This window comes from Zarconia sp. (assembly GCF_057467645.1).
This window is the reverse complement of sequence record NZ_JBRJXU010000054.1, coordinates 89,751-115,135: the sequence shown is the minus strand read 5'-3', so window position 1 is coordinate 115,135 and position 25,385 is coordinate 89,751. Positions and strand designations below refer to the sequence as shown.

Annotated in this window: 24 protein-coding genes and 1 tRNA gene; 8 read left to right on the top strand and 17 right to left on the bottom strand. The window is 49.0% G+C overall.

The features are described from left to right. The first annotated feature begins 19 nt into the window (after positions 1–19). Entirely contained in the window at positions 20–883 is an 864-nt protein-coding gene (locus AC2215_RS07785) for an SH3 domain-containing protein (protein WP_486809399.1), read from the top strand. 138 nt (positions 884–1,021) lie between these two features. Here the strand turns inward: AC2215_RS07785 and AC2215_RS07780 are convergent, their stop codons facing one another. The 6 genes from AC2215_RS07780 to AC2215_RS07755 all read right to left on the bottom strand — a co-directional run bounded on the left by AC2215_RS07780 (position 1,022) and on the right by AC2215_RS07755 (position 5,495). After that, entirely contained in the window at positions 1,022–1,144 is a 123-nt protein-coding gene (locus AC2215_RS07780; RefSeq protein ID WP_486809398.1) for a hypothetical protein, read from the bottom strand. Between the two features lie 113 nt (positions 1,145–1,257). Then, a complete protein-coding gene (locus AC2215_RS07775; RefSeq protein ID WP_486809410.1) occupies positions 1,258–1,572 on the bottom strand; it encodes an asparagine synthase-related protein in 315 nt (104 codons plus the stop codon). Positions 1,573–1,734: 162 nt separating this feature from the next. Continuing rightward, the gene (locus AC2215_RS07770) at positions 1,735–3,027 is read right to left on the bottom strand and encodes an MFS transporter (RefSeq protein ID WP_486809397.1); all 1,293 of its coding nucleotides are present in this window, start codon (positions 3,025–3,027) and stop codon (positions 1,735–1,737) included. A gap of 266 nt (positions 3,028–3,293) precedes the next feature. Further along, positions 3,294–3,827 (bottom strand): hypothetical protein, encoded by a 534-nt coding sequence (locus AC2215_RS07765; protein ID WP_486809396.1) that lies wholly within the window; start codon positions 3,825–3,827, stop codon positions 3,294–3,296. An 8-nt stretch (positions 3,828–3,835) separates the two neighbouring features. After that, positions 3,836–4,600: an MBL fold metallo-hydrolase gene (locus AC2215_RS07760; protein WP_486809395.1), complete on the bottom strand. Its 765-nt coding sequence runs from the start codon at positions 4,598–4,600 to the stop codon at positions 3,836–3,838. Continuing rightward, complete coding sequence (locus tag AC2215_RS07755) at positions 4,584–5,495, bottom strand: hypothetical protein (RefSeq protein WP_486809394.1); 912 nt, start codon at positions 5,493–5,495, stop codon at positions 4,584–4,586. The genes AC2215_RS07760 and AC2215_RS07755 overlap by 17 nt, the downstream gene beginning before the upstream one ends. Positions 5,496–5,654: 159 nt before the next feature. Between AC2215_RS07755 and AC2215_RS07750 the strand changes: the two genes are divergently transcribed. Then, a complete protein-coding gene (locus tag AC2215_RS07750; RefSeq protein ID WP_486809393.1) occupies positions 5,655–6,260 on the top strand; it encodes a DNA-3-methyladenine glycosylase in 606 nt (201 codons plus the stop codon). A 119-nt stretch (positions 6,261–6,379) separates the two neighbouring features. Here the strand turns inward: AC2215_RS07750 and stpA are convergent, their stop codons facing one another. The 5 genes from stpA to AC2215_RS07725 form a co-directional block, all read right to left on the bottom strand. Next, complete coding sequence (gene stpA / locus AC2215_RS07745; RefSeq protein ID WP_486809392.1) at positions 6,380–7,654, bottom strand: glucosylglycerol 3-phosphatase; 1,275 nt, start codon at positions 7,652–7,654, stop codon at positions 6,380–6,382. A gap of 290 nt (positions 7,655–7,944) precedes the next feature. After that, positions 7,945–8,286, bottom strand: coding sequence for a cupin domain-containing protein (locus AC2215_RS07740; RefSeq protein WP_486809391.1), 342 nt, complete (start codon positions 8,284–8,286; stop codon positions 7,945–7,947). A gap of 127 nt (positions 8,287–8,413) precedes the next feature. After that, positions 8,414–9,199, bottom strand: a complete 786-nt coding sequence (locus AC2215_RS07735; protein ID WP_486809390.1) for a ZIP family metal transporter — start codon at positions 9,197–9,199, stop codon at positions 8,414–8,416. Positions 9,200–9,343: 144 nt separating this feature from the next. Further along, the gene (locus tag AC2215_RS07730) at positions 9,344–10,213 is read right to left on the bottom strand and encodes an alpha/beta fold hydrolase (RefSeq protein ID WP_486809389.1); all 870 of its coding nucleotides are present in this window, start codon (positions 10,211–10,213) and stop codon (positions 9,344–9,346) included. 201 nt (positions 10,214–10,414) lie between these two features. Continuing rightward, positions 10,415–15,826 (bottom strand): CHAT domain-containing protein, encoded by a 5,412-nt coding sequence (locus AC2215_RS07725; protein WP_486809388.1) that lies wholly within the window; start codon positions 15,824–15,826, stop codon positions 10,415–10,417. Between the two features lie 441 nt (positions 15,827–16,267). Between AC2215_RS07725 and AC2215_RS07720 the strand changes: the two genes are divergently transcribed. The 3 genes from AC2215_RS07720 to AC2215_RS07710 all read left to right on the top strand — a co-directional run bounded on the left by AC2215_RS07720 (position 16,268) and on the right by AC2215_RS07710 (position 18,641). Further along, entirely contained in the window at positions 16,268–16,951 is a 684-nt protein-coding gene (locus AC2215_RS07720; protein WP_486809387.1) for a DUF3318 domain-containing protein, read from the top strand. A 307-nt stretch (positions 16,952–17,258) separates the two neighbouring features. Further along, positions 17,259–18,185: a geranylgeranyl diphosphate synthase CrtE gene (gene crtE, locus AC2215_RS07715; RefSeq protein ID WP_486809386.1), complete on the top strand. Its 927-nt coding sequence runs from the start codon at positions 17,259–17,261 to the stop codon at positions 18,183–18,185. A gap of 9 nt (positions 18,186–18,194) precedes the next feature. Next, entirely contained in the window at positions 18,195–18,641 is a 447-nt protein-coding gene (locus AC2215_RS07710; RefSeq protein ID WP_486809385.1) for a divergent PAP2 family protein, read from the top strand. On the opposite strand, the gene AC2215_RS07705 is transcribed toward AC2215_RS07710, so the two are convergent. The 3 genes from AC2215_RS07705 to AC2215_RS07695 form a co-directional block, all read right to left on the bottom strand. Then, positions 18,624–19,604: a hypothetical protein gene (locus tag AC2215_RS07705; RefSeq protein WP_486809384.1), complete on the bottom strand. Its 981-nt coding sequence runs from the start codon at positions 19,602–19,604 to the stop codon at positions 18,624–18,626. The two genes, AC2215_RS07710 and AC2215_RS07705, sit on opposite strands and share 18 nt — an antisense overlap. Before the next feature lie 183 nt (positions 19,605–19,787). Then, positions 19,788–20,411 carry a glutathione S-transferase family protein gene (locus AC2215_RS07700; protein ID WP_486809383.1) on the bottom strand — a complete coding sequence of 208 codons (624 nt, stop codon included), beginning with the start codon at positions 20,409–20,411 and terminating at the stop codon, positions 19,788–19,790. A gap of 80 nt (positions 20,412–20,491) precedes the next feature. Continuing rightward, positions 20,492–21,142 (bottom strand): glutathione S-transferase N-terminal domain-containing protein, encoded by a 651-nt coding sequence (locus tag AC2215_RS07695; protein ID WP_486809382.1) that lies wholly within the window; start codon positions 21,140–21,142, stop codon positions 20,492–20,494. 360 nt (positions 21,143–21,502) lie between these two features. On the opposite strand from AC2215_RS07695, the gene AC2215_RS07690 reads away from it, so the two are divergent. Beyond that, positions 21,503–22,078, top strand: coding sequence for a TetR/AcrR family transcriptional regulator (locus AC2215_RS07690; RefSeq protein ID WP_486809381.1), 576 nt, complete (start codon positions 21,503–21,505; stop codon positions 22,076–22,078). 191 nt (positions 22,079–22,269) lie between these two features. Here AC2215_RS07690 and AC2215_RS07685 read toward each other — a convergent pair whose 3' ends face one another. Continuing rightward, on the bottom strand, positions 22,270–22,596 hold the full coding sequence (locus AC2215_RS07685) for a c-type cytochrome (RefSeq protein WP_486809380.1): 327 nt from the start codon (positions 22,594–22,596) through the stop codon (positions 22,270–22,272). A 148-nt stretch (positions 22,597–22,744) separates the two neighbouring features. Here AC2215_RS07685 and AC2215_RS07680 point away from each other — a divergent pair, with 148 nt between their 5' ends. Next, positions 22,745–23,182 (top strand): peroxiredoxin, encoded by a 438-nt coding sequence (locus AC2215_RS07680; RefSeq protein ID WP_486809379.1) that lies wholly within the window; start codon positions 22,745–22,747, stop codon positions 23,180–23,182. 310 nt (positions 23,183–23,492) lie between these two features. After that, complete coding sequence (locus tag AC2215_RS07675) at positions 23,493–24,044, top strand: phycobiliprotein lyase (RefSeq protein WP_486809378.1); 552 nt, start codon at positions 23,493–23,495, stop codon at positions 24,042–24,044. Positions 24,045–24,423: 379 nt separating this feature from the next. Here the strand turns inward: AC2215_RS07675 and AC2215_RS07670 are convergent. Together AC2215_RS07670 and AC2215_RS07665 are read right to left on the bottom strand one after the other, a co-directional pair. Next, a tRNA-Leu gene (locus AC2215_RS07670) sits at positions 24,424–24,505 on the bottom strand. Then, positions 24,484–25,359, bottom strand: a complete 876-nt coding sequence (locus AC2215_RS07665; protein ID WP_486809377.1) for a M48 family metallopeptidase — start codon at positions 25,357–25,359, stop codon at positions 24,484–24,486. The genes AC2215_RS07670 and AC2215_RS07665 overlap by 22 nt, the downstream gene beginning before the upstream one ends. Positions 25,360–25,385: the final 26 nt, after the last annotated feature.

The window sequence follows — 25,385 nt, the reverse complement described above, 5'->3', positions numbered from 1 at the left end:
CCAGAAGACTTCAAAACTGATGAAACGTCACCCCCTTTTCTCCGTTGCCATTATTACCATCGCGATCGCCCTAACCAATTGCAGCAACGCCACCCCACCCATCCCCACGGCAACTAACACGCCCGCACCCACACCCACCACTCCGGCCACACCCACACCAACGGCCACCACTCCGGCCACACCCACACCAACGGCCACCACTCCGGCCACACCCACACCAACGGCCACCACTCCGGCCACACCCACCACTCCGGCCACACCCACCACTCCAGCCACACCCACCACTCCAGCCACACCCACACCAACGGTTACCCAAACTCCCACCACCGCCCAGAATCCCGATCCCGAACCGCAACCGGCGGATATTCGCACCATTAGCTGCATTACCACCAGCGCAGTGGTAGACGACCCCGATGCCCCCCTCAACGTTCGTTCTAGTCCAGTGACGGGGAATGTGGTGGGTCAACTCGATAATGGGGCGATCGTCACGGTCGAACGGGAAGCGGATAACTGGCTCGAAATTAGCGATCCGGTCGAGGGGTGGATCTCGAAAAACCTCACTCAAAGTAGCTGCAACCAGAAAGTGGCACGGGTTAGCTTTCCCGCCGGACCGACATCCTTTACCCTGGACGATCGCATCGTCGGTACGGGGAATCACCAGTATTTAGTTACCGCCTCCCAGGGGCAAACTCTGACTCTAAAAGCACAAGATGGGCCGCTACCTTTTGTCATTGCCCCCAACGGTCAGGAAATTACCGGGGGAGTCGGGTATGCCGGGGCTGTGGATTGGAGTGGTGCGTTACCCGAGAGTGGGGAATATCGGATCGAGTTGACCTCGAATTTTCGCGGGTTTACGTACAATACGGCGATCGACTTGCGATAAGTATCGATGTCGGGATGTAAAGGTCCTGGCGCGATCGCCGTTTTCAAACCCTTCTTTGTCTCTCTAGAACACAATCGGGATGTCAGAAGGCTAGTCTCCCGACATCCCGATCTCGTTGGTGAATGCAACTTGCTCGTGTTAGTGCGCCGAACCGTTGCCGTGATATTTGTCCGTATCGTAGAACCCGTTGCGAGTTCCGAAATACAGGCATCCGAGGGTGAATAGAGGGGTGATGATGAGTAAGATTAACTTAACGTCCATCAGTATGTTGTCGCTCCTATGGTAAAAAAATGAGACTCTGCGATCGACAAATGTCGAGACGAGTGCTATTCGATCTTTATTTTATGAATGGGTTCAAAAACCCCCATCAAATTTTAGATTTGAAAGTTGAGATTGCCAAGATATCCCCTGAAAAACTTTAGATTCGATCGAACAACCGCCAAATCTCGATCGATGATGATGAACGGCTTTGCGGCTTCTCTTAAGACATACTTTTCGGTCTGACCCCGAATTTTAAGGGAAACAGGCATATTCCGAACGAACTCTACAACTTTACGATCTAAAAAAGGTAGTCTTCCTTCAATGGGATGTGCCATCTCAACACCCTCGGCAAACATTCGTAAAATGTAGTTAGAAAGGACGGTTTTAGACCACAAATAGAGGGATTGATGAACCGGTTCTCTGTCCAGCCGTTGTCGTTGTACATCTATCTCGTTTATTTAACAGATAGTGAGCTGTAACACTGGCATCGATCGTTATCTTTTTACTTGAATTTCTAAACTTTTGCGATTTTGAGGAGTTAGCTCCAATCGCGTTCTCCTAACATAGGAAGCATCCCCTCCCCTATAGACTTATATGGTAAGCTCACGGCTGCGATCGAACATAAAGGCACTCAACAAACATAAGAAAGCACTCAATAAACCCATCATTTGATAACTGTCAAGATTAATAGCACCCAGATAAAGTCTCCATACGCCTAATGTAAAATTCAAATAAAATCCAACAAAAAAGGGGACGAGATTGCCCAGAATCATTCCGATACTATTGAAGAAAGCTAATGCTGTAACAGCCGATCGCTCCGTGGCAGTATTGTGTACGCCAACGAGCAATGCCATTTTCAATCCCGATTGTAAAAAGCCAGTCAGAATAGTAATTAAGACCAAGGATAGAGATGACAACTGCCACCAACCATAGGACCATTCAATGGGTCGCACAAATAGCCATAGCATTCCGACAGTGGCTAACATTAAGACAATAATATATAGGGTACGCATAAAGCCAATGCGGTCTATGAGTCGCCCCCAAATTGCTATCCCAGTCAGAGTGCCTACTATATTTAATGTGATTAACTGGGAAATATAATTGGCATTAAGCTGTAAGCCCATTGCTAAATAAGTGACAAATAGCGGCAAAGAGGAAAGAAAACATAAAGTCAGAATAGTGATGAATAAACGGTATTTTTTGTTGGCAAATATATCGCGAATATCTTCAATAAAATCATAGCGTTTTTCAGAAAATAATTTAGGGTTGTTAGAGGTTTTAATTTTATCAGTTATGAGTCCTGCAAATAAACAGTATATCATCAGCAAAAGCACTATATATGCGTAATCTTGAAGTGCTAATTTTGCTCCAATTGTCACAGAAAGAATCGCAAAAAAAAGTAAATTAAACCCATTTACCGTTAGCCGCATTTTAGCCAAAAACCATCCACGCTTTTCTGGAAAGGTGGATTGCCGGATAATCGGTTGAAAAGCAACTCCTTTTGTCGCATTATGAACAATATTCATTAATAAAATAGTAATACAAAAAAAAGCAAAACCCAGAGTTTTATTTTTTGCATAAACTACAGGCACAATCAACATTAATGGTAATAAACAGAATAATAAAGCAAAACCAATTATCAGAGTATTTTTACTTCCCCAACGCTTGACAAAATAAATCCCTGCCATTTGTAGAGGTATAACTAAGGAAGGTAAACCAATGGCAAAACCGATTTCAGCTTCTTGTAAACCTAGGATACTGGTTGCATATAGCTGAAGTAAGCTAGCATCAACAGCACCAAAATTGGTCATCAGAGGGATATTTGCAATATTTGAGATAATCAAAAGCTTTTGATTACGAGCCAGTTGTTTTTGATTCAGCATATCGAGTGGTTACCAGTAATATCTAGTGCAGCGTGGCAGAAATAACAAGCTCGTTCTCAAACGCAGCAAAGCGATGTGCAGTCAGCATTTTTAATTTTGCGTGCATCGCGAGCGGTGTCGGTTTGAGTCCCGTTCAACTTTTCAAGACGCATTTTTAATTCTGCGTAGCAGCACTAGTTCTGGTATTTCATCTGACAATCCTGGAAAAAATATTTACCTCACTAATATTAAAAGTGCTGTAATAATCATTCACTTTTCAGGCATGCCTAAGCATTATATTTCTTTTCCCACTCTTTGAGAGCCATCGCATAGTTTCCGACAGCACTAATTCGACTCCAAAACATGCTAAAATCTGCCTGAGCATTTTCTAATTTGAATTCAATCTTATTACTTTTGTTTTTGAGAAATAATTCAATATTAGCCTGTACGGTATTACAGTAATCAATACAAACATCTATTCGTTCGTATTTAAACTGTTTCGGAAGGATTATCGATTCTGAGTAACCTTTGATTATCGGACTATCTAGGCGTTTTGCATAACTTTTAGCCGTTGACATGATATCCCGCTTTAAATGTACATAAAAAGCACGATCTCCATATTTTTTCTCTAAAGAACCGAGAAACCACGACAACCGATTATCTACTTCAATATGATTTTGAGAATATTGAAGGCGCCGATCTCCTATCAAAGAGATTCTAGATTCGTGAGATGCTGTATAGTTTTTAATATGCTGACAGGCTTGAGCAAATGTTGTAGAACCACATCTTCCAGTACATAAAACAAAAACATTTGAAAACATTAGTTCTCTCAACTCCGCATAACAAGACCATCATAAGCCATAATAATATTTTGATGAAAATCTTTGATAGATGCAAAAAGCAACTCTTTGGTTTTCGTATCTGGATACTGTCTAGCACCAAAATGAGTGACGATTACTTTCTCAGCATTAGTACCAGTTAGCACTGCCTTAAGTTGCTCTATATCAAGATGAAATCCATTTGTTTTATCTCCTCCAACCGGGCAAGATTCAACGATTAGAATATCGCAATCCTTAGTTATATTTAAGAGAGAATCACATAAAATGGTATCAACACAATAACAAATAGATTGGTTCTCTAATTGTAATTGAGCGCCTATCACTGGAGTATTATGTTTTAAAGCTTGAGTCTTTAGGGTGAAATTATCGAAATTCAAGGTTGTATCTTTAGCAACTCGAATATCAACAGGAAATCCTAGTTTCTCCCTAGGTTTTACAAACGGATAAGAAAACAAAGTCTCTAAATAACTCTTTAGACTTTCATGGATAACAATTGTTAGGGAAGCAGGGCGAAACATCGGTAAAATATGTAGCCCATAACAGTGGTCTAAATGCAGGTGTGAAAGCATGACAGTAATATTTTTATTACGAACGCTTTCTCTGTCTATTTTTCTCACACCAGTGCCTAAATCAAATAAAACAATATCTCTATCATTTACAAATACTCCTACACAATTGGTAGCACCTAATGTGCTGTCAAACCAACCAGACGTTCCGTAAAAAACGATTTCCAATGCTTTAGTCTCCTCTTTCATCAAAGTATCTCCTGATTTTTACAGCATATTCGTTGTTTTCATCGTGCCATTGCCATGCTCCATCTTCATTAATTGTTAGACGATCTGCGATCGCAAAACTATCGTCCTGAATTAATTTATGGCGATCGGAATAGCGACGATTTTTATAATCTCCCTGAACAATATGATAAATCCGATTTTCCAGACAAGAAACTCTTCCCTCAATCATCTTAAAAACTTGGTCTCCCCAAGAATGATAGAGATTATACAATCGAGGACTTAAAGAAAGCGTTTTGAACAAAATCGAATGATATCCCATAGCGGAGGCTAATAAAACTTTGTCACCCCCCCCCAAAATCATAAAGTCGGGGAAACCGATTTCTCTAATTGTGGTTGCCTTTGTTGCCCATCCAAAGCCTGGAGAACATCCAAGACTTAAGCTGATGCCACGTTGACTGAAATACTCGTCAACTCTAATATCGCGATGGAAACTGGTGACCACGGATTTGCGACTCAGTCCAGTTTGGTAAACATTTCCATTTTCAAGCTTTACATCTTCGACTTGATTAAAGATTTGAACGAGTCGGTGGGTTTCCAGTTTCTCTTTTAATTGCTCTTGCCAATCCTGATTCGCGAACAGGATATCTGCATCAGCCCAAATCACATATTGATGCTTTTCATTCAAATGCGATAATGCGACGTTATAGAATCTTTCTTTTTGCCAAAGTACAGAAGCCGAGGAAATCTTGATAATTTGAAGATGAGGCGATGAAATAATACTGTCCGTATCTAAGCCATAACCAACCAAGATGATATCAACTATTTGGCTTAAGTCAGCTAGTAATTTTAAAAGAGCAATATACCGGCTTTTAGTGCCTGAAAAATTAAAATACGCTAGTATACAAACCGTATCCATCACTCTCGTAAGCCTGTTGAATATATGTACGACTCTAGAATTTAATCGTATCTCCTCATAGACCGCTTTGATAGTCTGAGAGCGTCAATCATAACTGTAAGGTGCAGACCGGGTTGATTGACAACAGTCAATCAGCCTGCCCCCTCTACCTCTCTTCCCATGTCCCCCAATTCGATCGAACCCGCTTGGTTTGCCCGTCCGGCAACGGAAGTTGCTCCCGATCTCATCGGCTGTACCCTGGTGCGAAAAACCGACGACGGGCAAATTGTCCGGGGTCTCATCGTCGAGACAGAAGCGTACGAACCCGGCGATCCGGCTTGCCACGGCTATCGAAAAAAGAGCGATCGCAACGCCGCTATGTTCGGCCCTCCCGGGATGATTTACGTCTATCTCATCTACGGAATGTACCACTGCGTCAATCTTTCTACCGATGCCGAAGGCGTTGCCAGTGCCATCCTGATTCGGGCCGTGCAACTCGATACCGTTCCTCCCTGGATCGATCGCACTAAAGCGGGTAAAGTCGATCGCATCGCCGCCGGACCGGGTAAACTTTGTCGGGTACTCGATATCGATTTGAATCTGACGGGGAAATCGCTGGCGTTGAATGGTGCGCTGTGGTGCGAACCCCGCGATCCCGAGTTTCAGGAAGATTTGGATCGGGGGAAACAGGCGATCGTCCAAACCATCCGCATCGGGATTACGAAAGGCGTGGATTTGCCCTGGCGGTGGTATTTGGCTGATTGTGCGGCAGTGTCTCGACGTTAGTGCTGCGACGGGTCATTAAAAATGCCGACGATCGCGCGCCCAATTGAGAATTGCAACAGCGTGTACTGTGGCATCTATGGCGCAAGACAAGGAATTTTTCCCGAGTCAAATCGCTCCACTCATCCACCGTTTTGCCGGCGTTTTGCTGCCATTTGAAACGCCTCGCAATACTCCCGATGTCCGTCGGGAAAGACCAGATTCAAAGTGAGGGGATCGTCAGTATCTCTGGGGTCTCCAGGTCCTTCCGTCGCCACGAGTTGACCATCAACCTCAGCCAAGGGAATGGGTTTGCGATTTTTCAGTTCGCCCCCGCTACTATCGATGTAAACCGTGAGATTTTCTCGATCGAACACGCGACCGATCGATTGAATCAGTTGCAAGAAATTGCGATCGCTTCCCCCTCGTTTGGCTTGCTGCCCGTCTGGCGTTTCGACGATTTGACTGGTGACGGTATCCCCCACACCGATGATGGTGGGCATTAAGGCTCGATCGCAATGTCGATCGACTAAGGTTAATAAATCCGCTTCCGATTTCGGGGCTTGGCGGGCGTTGAAATTCTCCCCGAGGGGATATTCTCCGGTGCGCTGATAGTAGTAGCGATTGAGTAGTGCCAGCACCCCCGCTTCTTTAATTGCCCCCCGCAGCATAAACTGAAAGTCCGTCGTTCCCGAAGAGCGATCGTCGGCAAACCAGACAATTTCGAGATCGCTGCTATCTCTGCCCAAATTCGGCGCGTAGTGAACGAAAAACGAGTCCTCCATGCCCTGTTGACTGGCTTCTTGCACCAAGGTATCCATTAAGGCTTGCATCCGTTGCTGAAGTTGCGGGTACAGCGACAGGTTATCGGTGGCAGACAGGGTTTCGTAGAGAGTATTGAGATTTGCTGTCGGTGATGCCACGTTATCGAGAACGGAAGATTCGATGCCGCGATCGAGTTCTGTTGGGGAAATATCGTGGGGATGAATCGCGAAAAACGCTCGCAGTTCCGTTGCAATTCGTTGGGGAACCTGTTGTAAAAATGCTAACTCCTCGTCGCTGACTCCTGGATGGGAGACCTTGCCATCGCGATTTTGCCATTGTACGCCCCCTGCGGCTAGTCCGGGCAGATAGAGTTGCTTCTGGGCAACATCTACACCGGGATAAGCGCGATCGATAATGCCATTGACCCCCCGCTTGCCGATATGTTCGCCATTGGTGAGGACGAAGAAATGCCCCTCAAAAGCACTGATGGCTTCCACGTACGCCGGATCGATGGTGCGATCGAGGGGGTCTTTGACTAACCCCATGCAAACGCCATCGAGGTCTTGGATAACGAGCAAATTTTCCGTATTCGCCAGTACGTCGATAAAAGCGGCGCGATCGAGGCTAAGGCGTTGTTGAGACAGGGATACCATATGAAATCTGGTCGACGATCGTATTGCTCGTACTCGATCGCCCATGATTATTTCTAGGGTCAAGTACGAATGGGACAAAATGCTGAGTGAATCCAGCAGCCACCGCAGTCAGTCGTCAGGGAAGATTTTGACTGCAATATTGCCCATCTTAGGGACTTGCAAGGAAATAAGATACCCGTACCTTGAGAATCATTTCTCGATCGGGGAAGGCATGAAAGATTTTGCCGTCTCTATCGCTGATGTAAAGTAAAACTTTTGATTTGCTTCTATCTCCACTTTTTTTCCCTCATTTAATCCGAAGACATTTCAAATTCGCCCATAGCACCAAGACGGATAGTTATAAGTTCAATATCCGTGATTGCTTCGTGGGGACCTTGTTGACACCCGGCTGGGGTTTTCCAAAATGTTCCTGCTTGACAAATATTTGGTACGGTTTTTATCGTACCCGACAACAAAAATACATATTCATCACATGGATGAGTATGTCGCGGTATGACAGTACCTTTCTTCATTTTTAAGCGGTGAATCGAACCATCTTTAACCGGTTCGCTAAGTACTGACCAACTCGTTCCTGGAAAAGCTTTTAAATCGGATAAAATTTGCTTGTCTGGTTCTATGAAAATTTGTTGCATAATAATTTTTTAATAGAAGGCATAGCATTTTTATTGTATCGCTCTATATTATCTCGCTCTAAAAACAATGTAAACTTTAGTAGCTTCCTATACTTTGGTATATTTTAGATGACCGATCGCTTATGACTCACCCCAACCCAATATCCAACAACATCATCACCACAAATCCCACCATCACCCCCATTGTCGCTTCCTGTTCGTGTCCTTTTTCGTGAGATTCGGGGATAATTTCTTCACTAATTACAAAAAGCATTGCCCCCGCCGCAAACGCCATCGCCCAGTGTAAAACCGACTGCGCTACCGAAACCACCCCCGCACCAATTAATCCCCCGATCGGTTCGACAAGTCCCGTCAGCAGCGATACACCAAAGGCATAGGGAACGCTATAGTTTTCCGCGACTAAGGAGAGTGCCACTACCAACCCTTCGGGAAGATTTTGCAATCCAATTCCCAAAGCTAACGGCACGCCATCGCTCACATTTCCCGCCCCAAAATTTACCCCCACCGCCAAACCTTCGGGGAAATTATGTAACGTAATTGCTGCCACAAACAACCAAATCCGTTTCAGGTTTTTCGGCGTATTCCCCTCGCATCCTTTACAAAAATGTTCGTGGGGTAAATATCGATGCGTCAGCACCAAAAATATGCCCCCTAAAAGTACTCCAATTCCCATCACGAATGCCGCCCGCATTTGAGTATCTCCCAGGGCGATCGCCGCTTGAGTTCCGGGGATAATCAGGGAAAATGCCGTTGCTGCCAGCATTACGCCACCGCCCAATCCAAGGGCGATCGCCTGTATCCGCTTCGTTAATTCAATGGGGAGAAAAACCGGTAAAGCACCGATCGCCGTTGCAAGTCCGGCACACAAACTAGCAAGAAATCCAGCGAAAACAGGATGAATTGTTAGATCCATAGTTGGAGAATTGGAGGAGGGGAAGATGCGGAATATGGGGACGCTTGTAGGGGCAAAGCATTTGAGCGGCAAATTCTCGAAGAAACGAAACCTCACAAATCCAAATGCTTCGCCCCCTCCGGATGAGGAGAGACTAACAAAGGCTCAGCTTACCCCAATTTCAGCCGCAAACTCGGCATCTAACCAGCGATCGATATCTTGACGCATTCGATCGGGAATTTCCCAGGGAAACAGGTGGGCGGTATTGGGGTAAAGATGCCACTGACTGCGTTTGAGGTGTTCGGCGGTTTCTTGACTCGATTCTGGGGTAATGTGGCGATCGGTATCGGCAGCCATCACCAGACAGGGACAATCGATCGCCTCTAAATCCGGCAGTCGGTTGTAGCCCCCTCGAATGGCTTTGTTGAGGGCGCGGGTAGCGGCTTTGGAAGTTTGCCAGTAGGCCCAAATCCCCTCATCGGCTATGTATTGGTATGCGGTGGCAGTATGTTGTTGGAACAGGTGTTGAAAGAGCGATCGTTTCGCCAATGTGTCGATATTCCACTGCCACCCCGGACGCAACAGGTTCACAATCCCCGATACTCCCGTATAGGCGAGATGTTGCCAGGTGACGGGGGGATGGTTGCTGCGGGGACGCGCCGCCGTTCCCACCAGAATTAACCCCTGCACTTTTTCGGGCAATCTCAGGGCCAGTTCCATCGCCAGAATCCCCCCCAACGACCAACCGAGGACGATGCAGCGATCGATATCGTATCGTTCCAGAACCGCCTCGAGATCTAAAAGGTGGGCTTTCATCTCGAAATCTCCCGTTGCCGGACTTTGACCGTAGCCGCGCAAATCCGGGGCCAAGGTTTTGCAGCGACGAGAGAGGTGGCGGGTAAAAACGGACATACTGCGTCCGGAACCGGGATGGCCGTGCAGGCAGAGGATGGGATAACCCGTTCCGGCGACGTAGACATTTAGCGGTAGGGGAGAGGATGAGTTGGTAGATACGGGGGTGGGTTGAGTTGGCATGTTTCGATCGTCCGACGGAATTCAGATTGAGGCGGCAACGCTCAATATATCGGAGTTTAACGCCAATTACCAAGGACTACCCACTAGGGTGAGCAGGGGGAGCTGAGGGAGCAGGGGGAGCAGGGGGAGCAAGACCCCGGAGAAAATCCAGGACTGTCCTAGCTGGAGTGGCGACAGCTATATATCGGAGTGTAGCGCCAATTACCAAGGACTACCCACCATGGTAAAGCCCGCCCAATAGTAAGGATGAGACAAATCGCGATTTTCCCAACCTTGCAATTCCGGTGGCAGGGGAATGCGAATACCGTCACCCACCAGTTCGCCCCCTTCAATCCGAACCTCCCCTCGCAATAGGGCAAGCTGGGCTTGTCGGAGCGCTTCGGCTTTAATGGGCGATTGTCTGAGATCGCCGTAAAACTGACTCATCATCGCCAAGGTTCCCAAATCGCTCACAGACCACAAGCTCGCTAGGACGGACTTAACCCCCGCTCGAACCGCCAGTCCGGCAATTCCCATTTCGCTGGTTTCATTTCCCACAGCGGTTTGACAAGCACTCAAGACTAATAAATCCACCACCGGCGGCGCAAACCAACCCACCTGCCGGAGTTCCTCTAAAGAGAGACGCTCGTCCCAGAACTGAATGTAGGCTCCTTCGGAGTCCGATCGATCGAAACGGGCGTGAGTGGCCAGGTGAAGAATATGATGGTGCTGCTCTTGGCGCTGCCCGATCAGATTTTCCAGGGTAAATTCTTCGTTGAGAAATACTTCACCCGGCCAAAGTCCAGGGGTGGCGGTAGAGGGCGTCTGAGGTTTGGATTTGCGGGCAAAATCAGCCCTCGATGCGGGTACCCCGACGATGGTTGCTAATTCTAGGGGGACCGCCGGTAAGGGCGCTAGCTCAGTAAACTCGGACATGCCCATGGCTAAAACCCGATCGCCCTGTAGGGATCGATAGCGGGTATCGGTGAGATTCAGACTGGGAATTAGACCGAGATTGTACTTTTCCATCAGAAACTGTTCGCCATCGTGCAAAGCGGCGATCGGGATTTGACGCAGCCCCGAATCCATGGAAAAGAGAAGGGTATCGATATCGTGGGCGACGAGTTCGCTTTCGAGGGGTTGAATCAACCACTGATAGAGTGTTTGGGCTGAGGGTAGGTAGCTGTTGGAGTTGTAACTCTGTAATTGATGGAGAAAAAGACCGATCGTTGAATCTAGGGGAAAAGATTCGGCATCCAGGGTGACGGTTTTGACCTGTGGCGAACCGTCCGGAAGTACCAACATCAGAGTTAACGGTTCCGATTCCGTTTCGAGAACCTCAGCCGGAGCTTTTGGCGGATGGGTGAGAGCGTAGATGATGGCTGCCTTTTCTCCAGTTTGCGCCTCAATGGTTCTGAGGGTTTCTCGCATCACTTCGGTGGTGATTTCTTCTCCATCAACGAGATTTGCACCCAAGTATTCCTCAAACTGGGATTCAAACCGCCGTTCGATTTGCACGACGGCATCATCTGAAGTGAAATCCGCATCCATGCGCTCCGGCATCGGTAGATTCTCGAGAGGAACTCGATGGTCTGGAAATGAAAGTTCGCCAATCGGGGAAATCGAAATGCGACCTTCATCCTGGCTGTGGGGCAAGTAAAACTTTCCACTAGAAATGGTTTCCTCGATACCGTTTCCTCGGGTAATCGCTCCTGCAGTGCCATTGGTTGATGCATCGCCGACGACAAACGGAATGATGCCACCTCCTCCATGCTGGATCTGAATCAAACCGCCCTCTGCACCGCCTGTGGTGGAAATGCTCGCGTCGATTCCATTGCGATCGGGTCGAGAATCCGTTATCTGCACGAAACCATTAGCGGTAATATTGACATCGCCACCGTTCCCATCTCCAAGGCTTTGAGTGTTAATAGCGGAAACCGCGATCTGGCCATCGGCTTCTAGGGTTACATCACCACCCTGGTTAAGAGAAGAGGAGTCGAGAAGACCCGTGGATATCTCTTCTCCAGACAGAAAAATTCCACCTTCTGCACGAATATCCTGGGTGGTAATTTCACCGCCTCTACCACCAATTGTCACACGGTTCAGTGGATTGTTGTGTCCGATATTCTCATTAATCTGAACTCTCTGAGCATTGATGGAGAGATCGTGGTTCCCGTCCACAGGGCCATTCAGCAGGACTTGACCACTCCGAGACTCAAGCCAAACATGTCCTGATAAGTTGACTGGGCTATTGATGAGAATGTCTTCATCACTGTCGATGCGGCCGATATGGTCTTCGCCGGCTGTAATGATGCCACCGACATTAAAAATGATTTGACCACCATCTCCGAAAGATCTAATGTCACCGATCTCCAAGTTGCCTTGAGGAGTATTGAGGACGATCCGATCGTCAGCACTTAGGCTTCTCGTATAAATGTCACCAGTTTGAGTGGTGAGATCGAGATTAGATTCAGTATTGATAGACCCAACACTTATATCTTCCAAAGCTTCTACGCTCGCATTACGACCCTCAATACTTTCAACGTTAATGGCAGAGGCAGTACTGCTTAGGGTAATATTCCCACTTCTGTGATTTCCATAAGCTCTCAAAGAATTGGCTGTGATGCCATTCGGTGCAACTAAACGAATGGTGCCAGCTTCGATGGGAAGAACGTTGGTATCGTTAATGCTCACATCGATATGATTAGAAGCATCGACCTTGGCAATATCGATCGCACCGTTCCGACTTTCTAGGATAATATCTCCGGTGTCTGGGAAAGGATTGCAGGTATAAATTTCTTCGATCGCAATGATGTTTCCGTCAGCCATCACGACGATATCCCCTCCGTCTATGGTAGAAATTCCGGTGAAGAGATCGGTCACCCCACCAATGGTGACTGATGTTGGAGACTTGAAAAATACCCCACCATTCCACGCTTGAGCTTCTAGATGACCCACATCGATCTGAATGGGCTGCAAAAGCGTGCCAATTCCGCTACTCTCGCCCGTCCGGAAAACGGCTGCTCCCGCACGCACCAGAGTGTTTTCAGCCGCTCGATAAATATTTCCCCCATTGCTATTAACAACGACTGTTCCGCTGGTATTCACGTCACCTATGGTGAGATTTCCCGCTTCTCCAGCGCTGCCCAATTCCAGCAGAATATTTCCACTGCCTGCATTCAGGGTTGTTCCTGGCGCTTGAGTTAAACTACCGGCACCAGGAGGACGAGTCCCCAGAGCAGCCGCTTCCTCATTATTCCCTCGCAAAACGATGTTCCCGTCAACGCTGGCGGTGTTAATATTGGCGTTGATATTGAGATTGCGCCCAGCCCGAATTTGAACGGACTCGTTGGCATTGATGGGGGTATCGATCGTCACATCTCCCTCGCCTTGTAGGTAAATATTACCGCTGAAGTCAGCGATATCATCAGCGAAACTTTGACTGCGAGTTTCCCCTTCACCCAGCAAGTTGAGATTTCCACCCGCATTGAGAATCTGCGTTCCCCCAATACCCGGGTCGAGCGTGCCTAAAACTGTAAGCTCCCCTCTACTGTTCAGAGAAATCGTTCCATTACAGGGACTACCATCGCAGCTACCTGCAATATTTATGGTATTGACAGCTACGTCCCTAGAAGCTATTAGTTCAATGCTTCTATATCCTTCACTCAGACCCAGACTTTCGATCGTACTTCGAGTTGTATCAATGGAGCCATTTTGACTTGTGAGTAAGATGTGACTACCTACAATACTGCCGGTAATGAGGCTTCCGGCGGTTGTAATATCTCCTCGATCGCTTTCAAGAACAATTGAAACAACGACGAGACCGCGAGAAATGAGATCGCCCCCAGTCGTAATATCTCCCCCAAGGCTGTAGAGATAGATGCCGCCACCGGCAACCAGATTCCCAGTAATATCAAGATTTCCCACAGAGCTTTGAATATTGATACCACCGGAGTCTCCACCATTGCCATTCTCTAACGATGTATCGATCGAGCCGATCGTCACGCTCGCTCCAGAAATCGAAATTGGACGATCCTCAGCCCGAATCGAGTATCCGAGGTTGGAGAAAGAACCGATATTATCGCCATCAGAATCAGCTTCGAATAGACCGATCCACATTCGAGTGGGGTCAAACGTGAGAGATGTGGCAACAGTGAGATCTTCAATAGCTCTCAGCCCAACTTCCCCCGTCTGACGATCGAGAACTTCCGTAGTCAGCACAAGACCCCGATCTTCGAATCTATCCTGGAAAATATTGGGAACTGCTTCTTCAGTTGGGGTTGAATCGCCAGAGCCTTCAGAGACAAGAATGTTGGAGGAAGAAAGCGCCAATTTTCCGAATTCATCCGAACCACGCACATCGATCAGGCCTTCAAAAATTAGATTGTCTTTCCCCGATATTCGTACATCTCCTCTTGTCGCCTCGAGCTGACCATAGAATCCAGTGACTTCATTCGCGGCGACAGTAACAGAGCCATCATTCCCATTGGCAAAGATGAATGAGTTGCGATCGATCCAAGTGCGCGAAGCTAAAGGAAATGAGCCGTTGTTTGTAAAGATACCACTGCCAATATGGACATTTCCACCGAAATCTGTGCCAGATGCATCAATACCAGCCTCGAACAGTCCGATCCGATCGCCCAAGATATCAACGTTGCCACCATAAACCTCTTCAGCGTTGCCAACATAAACTATTTCGGGGGATGGGGAAGAGGCATTCGAGACATCCACAATGCCCGAGACGATCGCATCTCCCGTTTGCGGGTTCAGCTGCATCCCAGAACCCGCCAGACTTATCGTCCCATCGGGATTCATCGCAATTTCCGTCGCATGACCCCATTCTTCTCCCCCCGCCAACAATTGCGGTAACGACAGAGGAGTCACGTTCCATTCTCGGCGATCGAATCCCGATGCTTGGTTCCCCACTTCCAAACTCATCACGTTCCCCTCAGAGTCCAGACGCACTAAGCTTTCTCCAGGAACGGCCGTGAGGGTAATATCACCCCCTGGTGCTTGCAGGGAACCCGTATTCAGCACGATACCGCCAATCAAGTTCAGGTTGGCATCGGGAGGAACGGCTAAGTTGCCTTCATTGACGATCGCCCCTGGATTGAGGGTGGAAAAGTCAAAAGCATTGGGATTACCCACTAAACTCGACCAGTTCGTCTCGCCTGCGGCATGAAACCAACCCCCATCAAATCCAATCCCCGTCGCCGTCGTTGCCGTGAAATCTGCCGGGACGTTCAAACTGGCATCGGCACCAAACACTATCCCTGCCGGGTTAAGCAAAAATAGGTTGGGATCGCCCCCCGTCACTTGAATGAGACCGTTGATGAAGGAAGCCTCGCCACCGGTGACGCGACCTAAAATATTTTCCAGATTCGGATTGGCGAGAAAATTGGCAATCTGTCCTTCGTTGAGTCCGAAGCGTTCAAAGCTATGGAACAGATTCCGTCCATCTGCGGACGTTTGACCGCCGTCGATATCAAATCGATCGCCCTCGGGAGTCACGAGCGTCCCCGTACCATCGGCGGCTGGGAGAATCGGTTGAGCGATCGCCCGAGGGCAGATTGCCAACATCGCCAAACAGAGGACGATTTTTGGGGCTAAACCGTTCGAGGGAGCGCTCCTCATTTGTTTCTTTCCTCGATGATTTGTTGGTATCGCGTTTGTGAATTTAGCTTTCGGGCGATCGGATTTGTTATCTTGATTCGTCTAGTTGACAGTTGGGTTCGAGTTCTCGTTCGATCGCGTGTTTGAGTAATTTTGAATAGTCCAAATACAACTCTCCCAAGCAATTGCAGATCGGTGCATCGTTGTAAGCGGGCTTTGCATGAGTGGGTGAATGTCTCGATCTCGATTGAATCTGAGGGATAAGCGCTCCCGATCGAGAGTGTCTTCCCTGTGGATGTTATCGGGATTGATGGCAGATTTTATGCGATCGATATTCTTCTGTGGATTGGATGCCCGACTCAATGAGCTATCGCCTCGTCACGACCGTACAATCCGAAAAAGAGGTCTACGCGCTATGATTTCAGATAAAGCCTGTTGTTGAATATCGTCCAAGGCCGAATTATGACATCCTATGCAACCTCCACTGCGAAATCCGAAATCAACGAACTACGACGCTTAAGAGGCTTACTTCCCCCCGAGTTGCAAAGCTGGGTAACGGTTGAGAAAACCACCGAAATCGATCCGCCTCTGATTCGATGCGAAGAATTAAGCAAAGACGAAATTGAAATTGCGATCGATTTAGTGAAGTGGGACCAACTCGCCCTCGACCAGCGCAATTTGTTATTCTGGCACGAAGTCGCTCGGATTCAGAACGATACGATTCCCAAAGAAGGATGGGAAATGGCAGCCCTGGCGATCGGTCTTGGCGGTGCAGTGGGCGAACTCTGGGTACAGGATGGAGTTCTGTTGCTGTTGGCACTGGGACTGTGCGGCGTATCCGGCTATCGGCTGTATCAGAAAAACAACAGCGATCGCAGTCTAAGTGAAGCGATCGAAGCCGATGAAAAAGCGATCGCGATCGCCACCCGCTTCGGCTATTCCCTTCCCAACGCCTATAAGAGTTTGGGGAGCGCCCTGAAAACCCTCGTCGAACAAACCCCCAAAAAAGGTCAGCGCAAACGCTACGAAGCCCGACTGCAAGCCCTGCGTCGCAGTGCCTCGAAAGCCAAATCTAAAATCAAATCCAACCCCGCCTCTCCTTCTCAATCCCGTCAGATGAACCAGAACGGCGAGCGAGTCTATTAGAGTGATGGTGAAAGTTTGCTTAGCTCTCGGGGGCTTTGGGGGCGACCGGGGCTTCCGGAGCAAGGGAGACTTGGGAAGCTAAAATCCTCCTTGTCCACCTTGTTTTCCTTATCTCCCTCTGGGCGTCTCCGCCTCCCCGCGTCATATCCTTTCCCCGACCTCCGAACTCGCGATCGTGTCAAGATTCCTAAAGTATTGGGTGGCGATCGGATTGTTTGGTAGCCTAGTGTCGGTAAGGCTTTGACAGTTCCGAACCCCAAAAGAACGGTCAAACAGTTTTGGCGGCGATCCGCGCAAAGGAAAAGGCATGGTACTCACAGACGATCGACACCTATCTCAATCTGACTCGAACTTCGATCTATCCGCTTATTTGAGCGAGGCAAAAGTGGAAGTGGAAGCGGCATTAGACCGTTCCGTGCCGATAACCTATCCAGAGCGGATTTACGAGTCGATGCGCTACTCTCTGTTGGCGGGGGGTAAGCGCCTGCGTCCGATTCTGTGTTTGGCGACGTGCGAGTTGATGGGGGGAACTCGTCAGATGGCGATGCCCACCGCTTGTGCCTTGGAAATGATTCACACCATGTCCTTGATTCACGACGATCTCCCGGCCATGGACAACGACGACTTTCGCCGGGGCAAACCGACCAATCACAAGGTTTACGGCGATGACGTGGCGATTTTGGCCGGAGATGGGTTGCTCGCCTATGCCTTTGAATGGATTGCGGTGGCCACCCAAAACGTTCCTCCCCAGCGATTGATTCAAGTGGTAGCCCGCCTGGGACGTGCCGTGGGGGCTGCGGGTTTAGTCGGTGGGCAAGTGGTCGACCTCGAATCGGAAGGGAAGTCGGATGTTACCCTCGAAACTCTCCATTTCATCCATCAGTGCAAAACGGCTGCCCTGCTCGAAGCCAGTGTCGTCTGTGGAGCTGAGTTGGCGGGGGCAAAAGAGGCGGACGTGCAGCGATTGTCGACATACGCGCGCAACATCGGCTTAGCGTTTCAGATTATCGACGATATTTTGGATATTACCGCCTCTACGGAGACATTGGGCAAAACCGCTGGGAAGGATTTGCAAGCGCAAAAAGCCACATTCCCCAGTTTGTTGGGGTTAGAAGAATCCCAGCGTCGCGCCCGACAGTTAGTCGATGAAGCGAAAGCCGAACTCAACCCTTACGGTACCAAAGCCATTCCCTTACAAGCGATCGCCGATTTTATTACCAGCCGCAGTCACTAAACACCGAGAATGCAGGACGTTTATCATATTCTCAATAACCAGATTCTCCTGGTCGCACTGATCGCCTGTATTGTCGCTCAGGCTTCCAAACTGATTGTTTATTTCGCCCAGCACCAGAAAATCAACTTTCGGATCCTCGTGGAGACGGGGGGAATGCCCAGTTCCCATTCGGCGTTGGTGGCGGCACTAGCGACGGGGGTGGGACAGACCATCGGCTGGGAGAGTACGGAATTTGCGATCGCCACCATTTTTGCGGGGATTGTGATGTACGATGCGGCTGGAGTTCGTCAAGCCGCTGGGAAACAAGCTCGCCTGCTCAATCAAATCGTAGACGAGCTATTTCAAGAACAAGAGTTTAATGAAGATCGCCTGAAGGAACTTTTAGGGCATACCCCGTTTCAAGTGATTGTCGGATTTATTTTGGGGGTGGCGATTTCTTTAGTGTTTGTCCGGTAACGATCGCGAACCGGTGCGAGCTAAGAACGGCGAAAACTCAGGTGCCGACCAGCGTAGGGGAAGACGACCTTCAACCCAATAGCCTTGTTCGGGCCAGAAGCGCATTAATCGCTCTGCTCCCTCATAGGTGGTAATTTCAGCGCCTTCCCAAATGACTTCGGCCGTCCCCGTCAAGAACAGCAAGTCCCCCGAGTTGAAGTCGACAAACAAAAGTCCCGCACGGGGATTGAGTTCGATATTGCCAAAGGTATTGAAGTGAGAGTTGCCCGAAAAATCGGGAACCGTTAGCGTACCGTCGCCATCGACGCGCACGAAGCCCGGTTTGCCGCCCCGATGGGAGACATCAACCCCACTGGCAGCTCCGGCCGATTCGTCCTGGTAGGCAGTGGCGATAAAAAACGTATCGGAGGCGGCGATCGCATCTCGTTCCCGCTCTGACAATCGAGTAATTTCGCGAATCGGTTTGGGCGTTCCCGGCTCAAATTCCACGAACTCGAACTGTCGGGCTTGAATGTATTGCGGGCAGTTGCCAAAACTTTGTACCACCCGCACTTCAAAACCACCGTCACCCACTGTGCTCACCACCCCATTGAGTCGATTGCGGCGGCGAGTATGCAGTTCGATACCCAGCAAACCGATATCGATGCCGGCTGTTAGAGTTTCCGCCAAAGGATCGCCGAAGAGAGGCTTGGCAGCAAGGTGCAACGTGCGATCGTTGGGGGAGGACACAAAACCGGCTTCTCCTACCAAAATTGAAGCCCAGGGACGACCCAACTCATCCACCGTTCCGACAATAAGATAGGGGAGTTGGGCAAAAAACTGCTGATGCTGCTCCAGGAGATACTCCCGGATGAACCGTCGCCCTTGCCGATCCATACGCTCTTGTGCGCCAAGTCTCCCTTGAAGGGCAAGTTCGCCGCGATGAAAGGGCGATTCGGTGCGAGTCCAACCTAGAATTGCCATCGTCTTATCTCTCGGAAAGCTGTTTCTTAGTTTCTGGGAAGAGGGTCGGGGGGAATGGGGAATGGAATTTAGGTGTACCTCACAAGGTGCGAGAATTGCTATAGATTGGTATTTCCCAAACCTTTCACCAATGCCCCACACCCTTTCCCAAAATCTAGATCTACAGGTTAAATGCGTCGCAGCTTAGACACAGAACTCCATTGGTGCGTCGATATTCCCCATACCAATGAAGCCGGGAAGGTGTTTGACTCGATCGATCCAAGCCAATACATTGGGATAGTTATCCAGGGAAATGTTGCCATCGGGGGCTAGCGCAACGTAGGGAAAGACTGCGAGATCGGCAATGGTGGGGCGATCGCATTCGAGCCAAGTTCGCTCGTTCAAATGGCGATCGAGTTGAGTCAAAATTTGTTGGGCTTGCCGAGTGGCGCGATCGATATTGATACTCGTGACGCCAAAGACGTGATACAGTCGCGCGCGTTCGGGCCCCTGACGCACTTCTCCAACCGCAATCGACAGCCAGCGAACCACCTGCGCCAATGCCAGGGCATCCAAGGGCAGCCATTCCTCGCCGCCGTACTGCCGCCCGATGTAGACTAAAATCGCTTGGGCATCGGCGAGTTGCGTCTCGCCGTCGATGAGAACGGGAACCTGTCCGAACGGGTTGAGAGCGAGAAATTCTGGCGATTGATGTTCGCCTTTGAGTAAATCCACTTTCACCCATTCGTATTCGAGATCGAGTAGTTCTAGAAAGAGCTTGACTTTGTAACTGTTGCCAGAGAGTTCGTGACCGTAGAGTTTTATCATTGTTCTTTCTTCAAAAAAGTAAATCGTCCTCAGTTGCCCGATCGATTTTTCCACCAGAGGAAGGGGTGCAGTGCTTCTGGCTACGCAACGGTTCCGTAACGACTCTCGAACTCCGGGGCCAGAATTGTCATACCCGTTTGCACGGCCGGACGGGTTTTCAGCGTTTCGATCCAGCGCCCGACGTTGGGAAATGCCTCGAGGGATAAGCCCATATAGGGAGAGGTGCTCGCGATAACCCAGGGATAGGTGGCGATGTCGGCGATCGAATAGTCTCCGGCAATGTAGGGGTGGGTGGCTAACTGGCGATCGAGAACCCCCAACAGGCGCAGGCTTTCTGTTTCGTAGCGGTTAACGGCGTAGGGCAGTTTTTCCGGGGCGGCATTGCGGAAATGTCCGAGTTGACCGAACATCGGTCCGACACTTGCCATTTGGAACATCAGCCATTCGATAACGCGAGTTCGAGCAACCGCATCCGTCGGCAGTAGCTTACCGGTTTTTTCCGCCAAATAAATCAGGATCGCCCCCGATTCAAAGACGGTAATGTCCGTCTCGCGATCGATAATGGCAGGGATTTTGCTGTTGGGGTTAATCGCCACGAACTCCGGTGAAAATTGCGCGCCTTTACCGATCTCGATTTTGTGGATGGTGTAGGGGAGTTCGAGTTCTTCAAGGAGAATGGCGGGTTTACGACCATTGGGGGTGGGGTAGGTGTAAAACTCGATCGGTTTCATGGTGGGTCTCCAGATAAGGATGAAACGATGGGGTTGAGTTTGGGTCAAACTCTCAAGATTGAAGGAGTTCGGTGTGACTTGACCTTGAGCTGGCACTGAGTCTGGCTGTCAATGCCGATCGCATCGCGGGTAATCCAGAACAACACTCCAGATCTCCAGCGACCGGGGGTCACTTCTTTGTACAATTGAGATTGTTTAGACTGGTCTGTATATTTTTACTATATAGACCAGTCTGTATATTGTCAATATTTTTTTGAGATCGGTCGCTAGCTTCGCGGGGCAGGTGACTCAGAACGGAATGAGAGTCGTGGGTTTGCACTATAATATAGACAGACCTGTATACATAGTATGGGTATTGTTATGGCACGCACTAAATCCTCGCGCCCCTCTGCTCGCGATCGCATTCTCGCAGCAGCATCAAAACTTTTTTACGAAGAAGGAGTACAAAATGTCGGCATCGATCGCATCATTGCCGAATCGGGCGTCGCCAAAATGTCCCTGTACAACCACTTCAAATCCAAAGATGCGCTGATTGCCGCTTGTCTCCAGCAGCGAGACAAACGTTGGGAAACTTGGTTTCAAGCTGAGGTAGAAAAGCGGGCAACAGAACCGCGCGATCGTCTGCTAGCGATCTTTGATGTTCTTCAAGAATGGTACGAACAACCAGATTTTCGCGGCTGTGCCTTTATTAATTCTGCTGTAGAGTTAGTCGATCGAGAACATCCCGGCTATCAGGTCTCTATGCGTCACCAGCAAGTGATTTCTCACTATCTCCTCAGTCTCGTGAAAGCGGCCGAACTATCCAATCCCGAACTGCTTGCCCAACAGTTGACCATCCTGATTAATGGTGCCACCGTCATCGCTATGATGCAGGACAGTTCCGAACCAGCGATCCAAGCCAAGCAAGCCGCCGCAATGTTAATAGCTGGAAGTTAATTAATGCATCGGATGCTTTGGAGGCATCGGAGGCAGCGGGAGCTTCGGGAGCAGGGGAGGCAGGGGGGAAAGACCAACCCTGGCGGTTGAGATCGAACAATACATAGTGGGAGCATCTTGCTCCCATTTCCCCTAAACATTGCATCTTGCTCCCATTTCCCCTAAACATTTTTCATTCCGCGCAGCGGCACTTAGTTTCGCCAGTTGGCTGCGGCTCGATCGAGGACGTAGGCAGAGACATTGAGGATTTCTGCCTCGCTGAGACGATCGCCATAGGCAGACATATTATTTTTACCGTTACGCACCAGATCGGCGATCGCTGCGACTGAATCTAATTTGTTGCGTTTGAGGGTTTTTTGCTTGAGGTTTTTGCCCCGGCGAATGATATTTCCCCCTCGGAGATGGCAGCCAGCACATTCGAGGCTGAAGATTTGTTCTCCTTGAGTTAAATCGGGTGTGGATGGGGCGATCGCACCAGCCGCCCAAGCCGGGGAAGCCATGCCAAATAGGACGCACATCAGACAAGTGAGGGCGATCGATTGCCAGAATTTTCTGCCCTTAGGCGTCGATCGAAAGGGCTTGAGGCTAGGGGTTTTCCTCTGCCCACCAGTGATAAAATCCATAAGAAAGTACAAAATATTTAAGATTTTTTAGGAGACAAACATTATGCCTCTCGAAGTGGGTGCAACGGCTCCTGACTTTAGCGTCAAAGATACCAACGGCAATACCGTTACCCTTTCGCAGTTTAAGGGAAAAACCGTGGTTCTTTACTTTTATCCCAAAGACGATACCCCCGGATGCACGAAGGAGGCCCAAGGTTTCCGGGATGCTTATGCCGAATATCAAGACAAAGATATGGTGGTTCTCGGTGTGAGCTTGGATGATGAAGCATCGCACCAAGAGTTTACCGAGAAATACGGTTTGCCGTTTCAACTGTTAGCGGATGTCGATGCGACGATTACCAATGCTTACGATGTCGCCGGTGGTGGCTATGCCAAGCGCGTCACCTATATTATCGATAGCGAGGGCAAAATTTCTAAAGTTTACAACACGGTAAACACCAGCACCCACGCTCAAGATATCCTCGCCGAGGTGGCGTCTTAGACCGAGGCGATCGATTTTCTATTGACGGACAAACTGGCGTGCCGAATGCAACTCGATTTTTGTTCGTCAGCCTCGTATCGGAGGGCAAACAATCGCGTTCCAAAAACTAGGGTCTGTCATCCGTAAATCCTATACTGCTGAGTGCGTATGGAGTCTAGCTTTTATAAATATTTTCAAGCAAATGCTATCAAATCCTTGTCTTGAAAAGTGGCTAGATTTAACGAATGATACGCCCTAGTTTTAGAGCGATCGATCGACGTATTTCCACTTTAACCGGATAACGTTTTTCTTAGTTTAAATCTTCTCAAATATGGATACCGAGCAATTTCAATTATTTTTCGATCGTTGCGTGGGAAAGTGGGTAACCGAGCGCACGTATCATTATCTGACCCGCGAGCATGTGGAGCGATCGCATACAGAGTTTGTCGTCGAACCGATCCCCGCCGAAATTAAAGCCAAGGTTCTCCAAGATAATCAGTATGCAATTCCCGAGAATCTCGGCGAACTTCCGGGCTATCATCTTAAGTTTGAAACCGTCTCGGATAAAGGAGAAGAAGTCTCACAACAGCTCAACCTTCTCTTCGTTCCGACAAAACAAGATGAGTTGATTTTGCACGGAGATTATTTGCGCGATCGTGCCTATGAAGAAGATCGCCCGATCGTGTCGGCATTTCGTTTTAACCCAGAGACGCGAGAGCTTTTGATGACGACAAACTATACTCACGTCGTTGCCGTTGATTCGATTACGATGGTCAATCCAGATCTGAGAATTCGCAAGATTCTTTCCTACGCCCGTCCCCCAGAAAACGAACCTTTAGAAAAAGTCGTACTGGTGGGATTTGGGGTCGAACAGAAACAGTAGAGTAAGTTCGTTTCGAAGCGTAGACTTCTGGAGGAAAAGGGGGAAGGGGGAAAGGGATAAAAAATGAATGAATTCGGTATCGAAATTGATTTGCTGTTTGATGACGACCAGATGTCTAGTCGTAAAACATTGTCAGCCGATCGCTCTTGGACTGAATGCTGACAAGCAGACTCCAAAACAGGCACAAAAAAAGAAGAGGAGCATCGCTGCTCCTCTCAAAACTTGGGTTTTCTTGCTTGAGTTTCTTACGCAATAGCTTTTGCTGCTTTTTGAGCTGTCTGGCTCGGGCCGCACCGCCTTTTCCTTTAGCGTTTCTCCCCGGGCGGCGGGGAGATTCCCATCGCTTCAGTCTCATCGCTACTTTTATTTAGATGTACAGTGGGCAGAGAGAGACTCGAACTCTCACGACCGAAGCCGCCACATTTTGAGTGTGGTGCGTCTACCAATTTCGCCATCCGCCCTTGGATGCAACTTCACCATTATAACCCGATGCGCCACATTTTAACAAGCATTGATAATCTGGCGAACTGGCCCAGCGATCGATCTCCCGCGCGCGCAGGACGGGAACGGGATGGGTGAGTTGTTCGGTTTGGGCTTGTTTGAGCATATCCCCGAGGCGATCGTCGCTAATTTCGTCGTAGGCGCGGGCTTGGGCGAGGAACGCATCCAGGTTGAGTTGGGGGGCAAGTTTTGGGGAACCTCCGGCGAGTTTCATCAACACCGACATCACCACCTGGGGATCTTGGGTTGCCAGCAATGCCGCCCGATCGCAGCTAAACTCAGCACAGCGCACCCATTCGAGCATTTGCGATTGCAGATTTTGGGCGATGAGTCCTCCCCAGTTGGGAATCAATCCGGCCGCGAGAGTAATTAAATTAGCTAAGGTCAAATAAACGCCGTGTTCGCATTTGAGGTGTCCCAGTTCGTGGGCGATGACCGCCTGAATCTCCTCGGGAGTCAGCATATCGATGAGAGAGGTATGCATGACCACGAAAGGCTGGCGGCCGCGCATGGCAAACGTATAGGCGTTGGGAACCGGGTTCTGGCGCACGTAGAGTTGGGGCGGTTCGAGATCGAGAATTCGCGCCGCTTCAACTAATAACTCGTGTAAATCTGGCAGTTGGTTTTCGCTCACCCGCACGCTAGAGGCGATATTTTCCAGATAAAAAAACTTTTCCCCCAAAGCCCCGAGCAGGTTGCGAACCATCAAGTCCATACCGGGAATTTGCTTGAGAGCTTGGGTGGCTTGTAAATCCAGGGGGTGGCGAAATCGATCGGATTGCAGACCCGTGAGAATGGTTTTGGAGAAGGACATAGAGGAGTGGTAAATGGGGAGCCGGT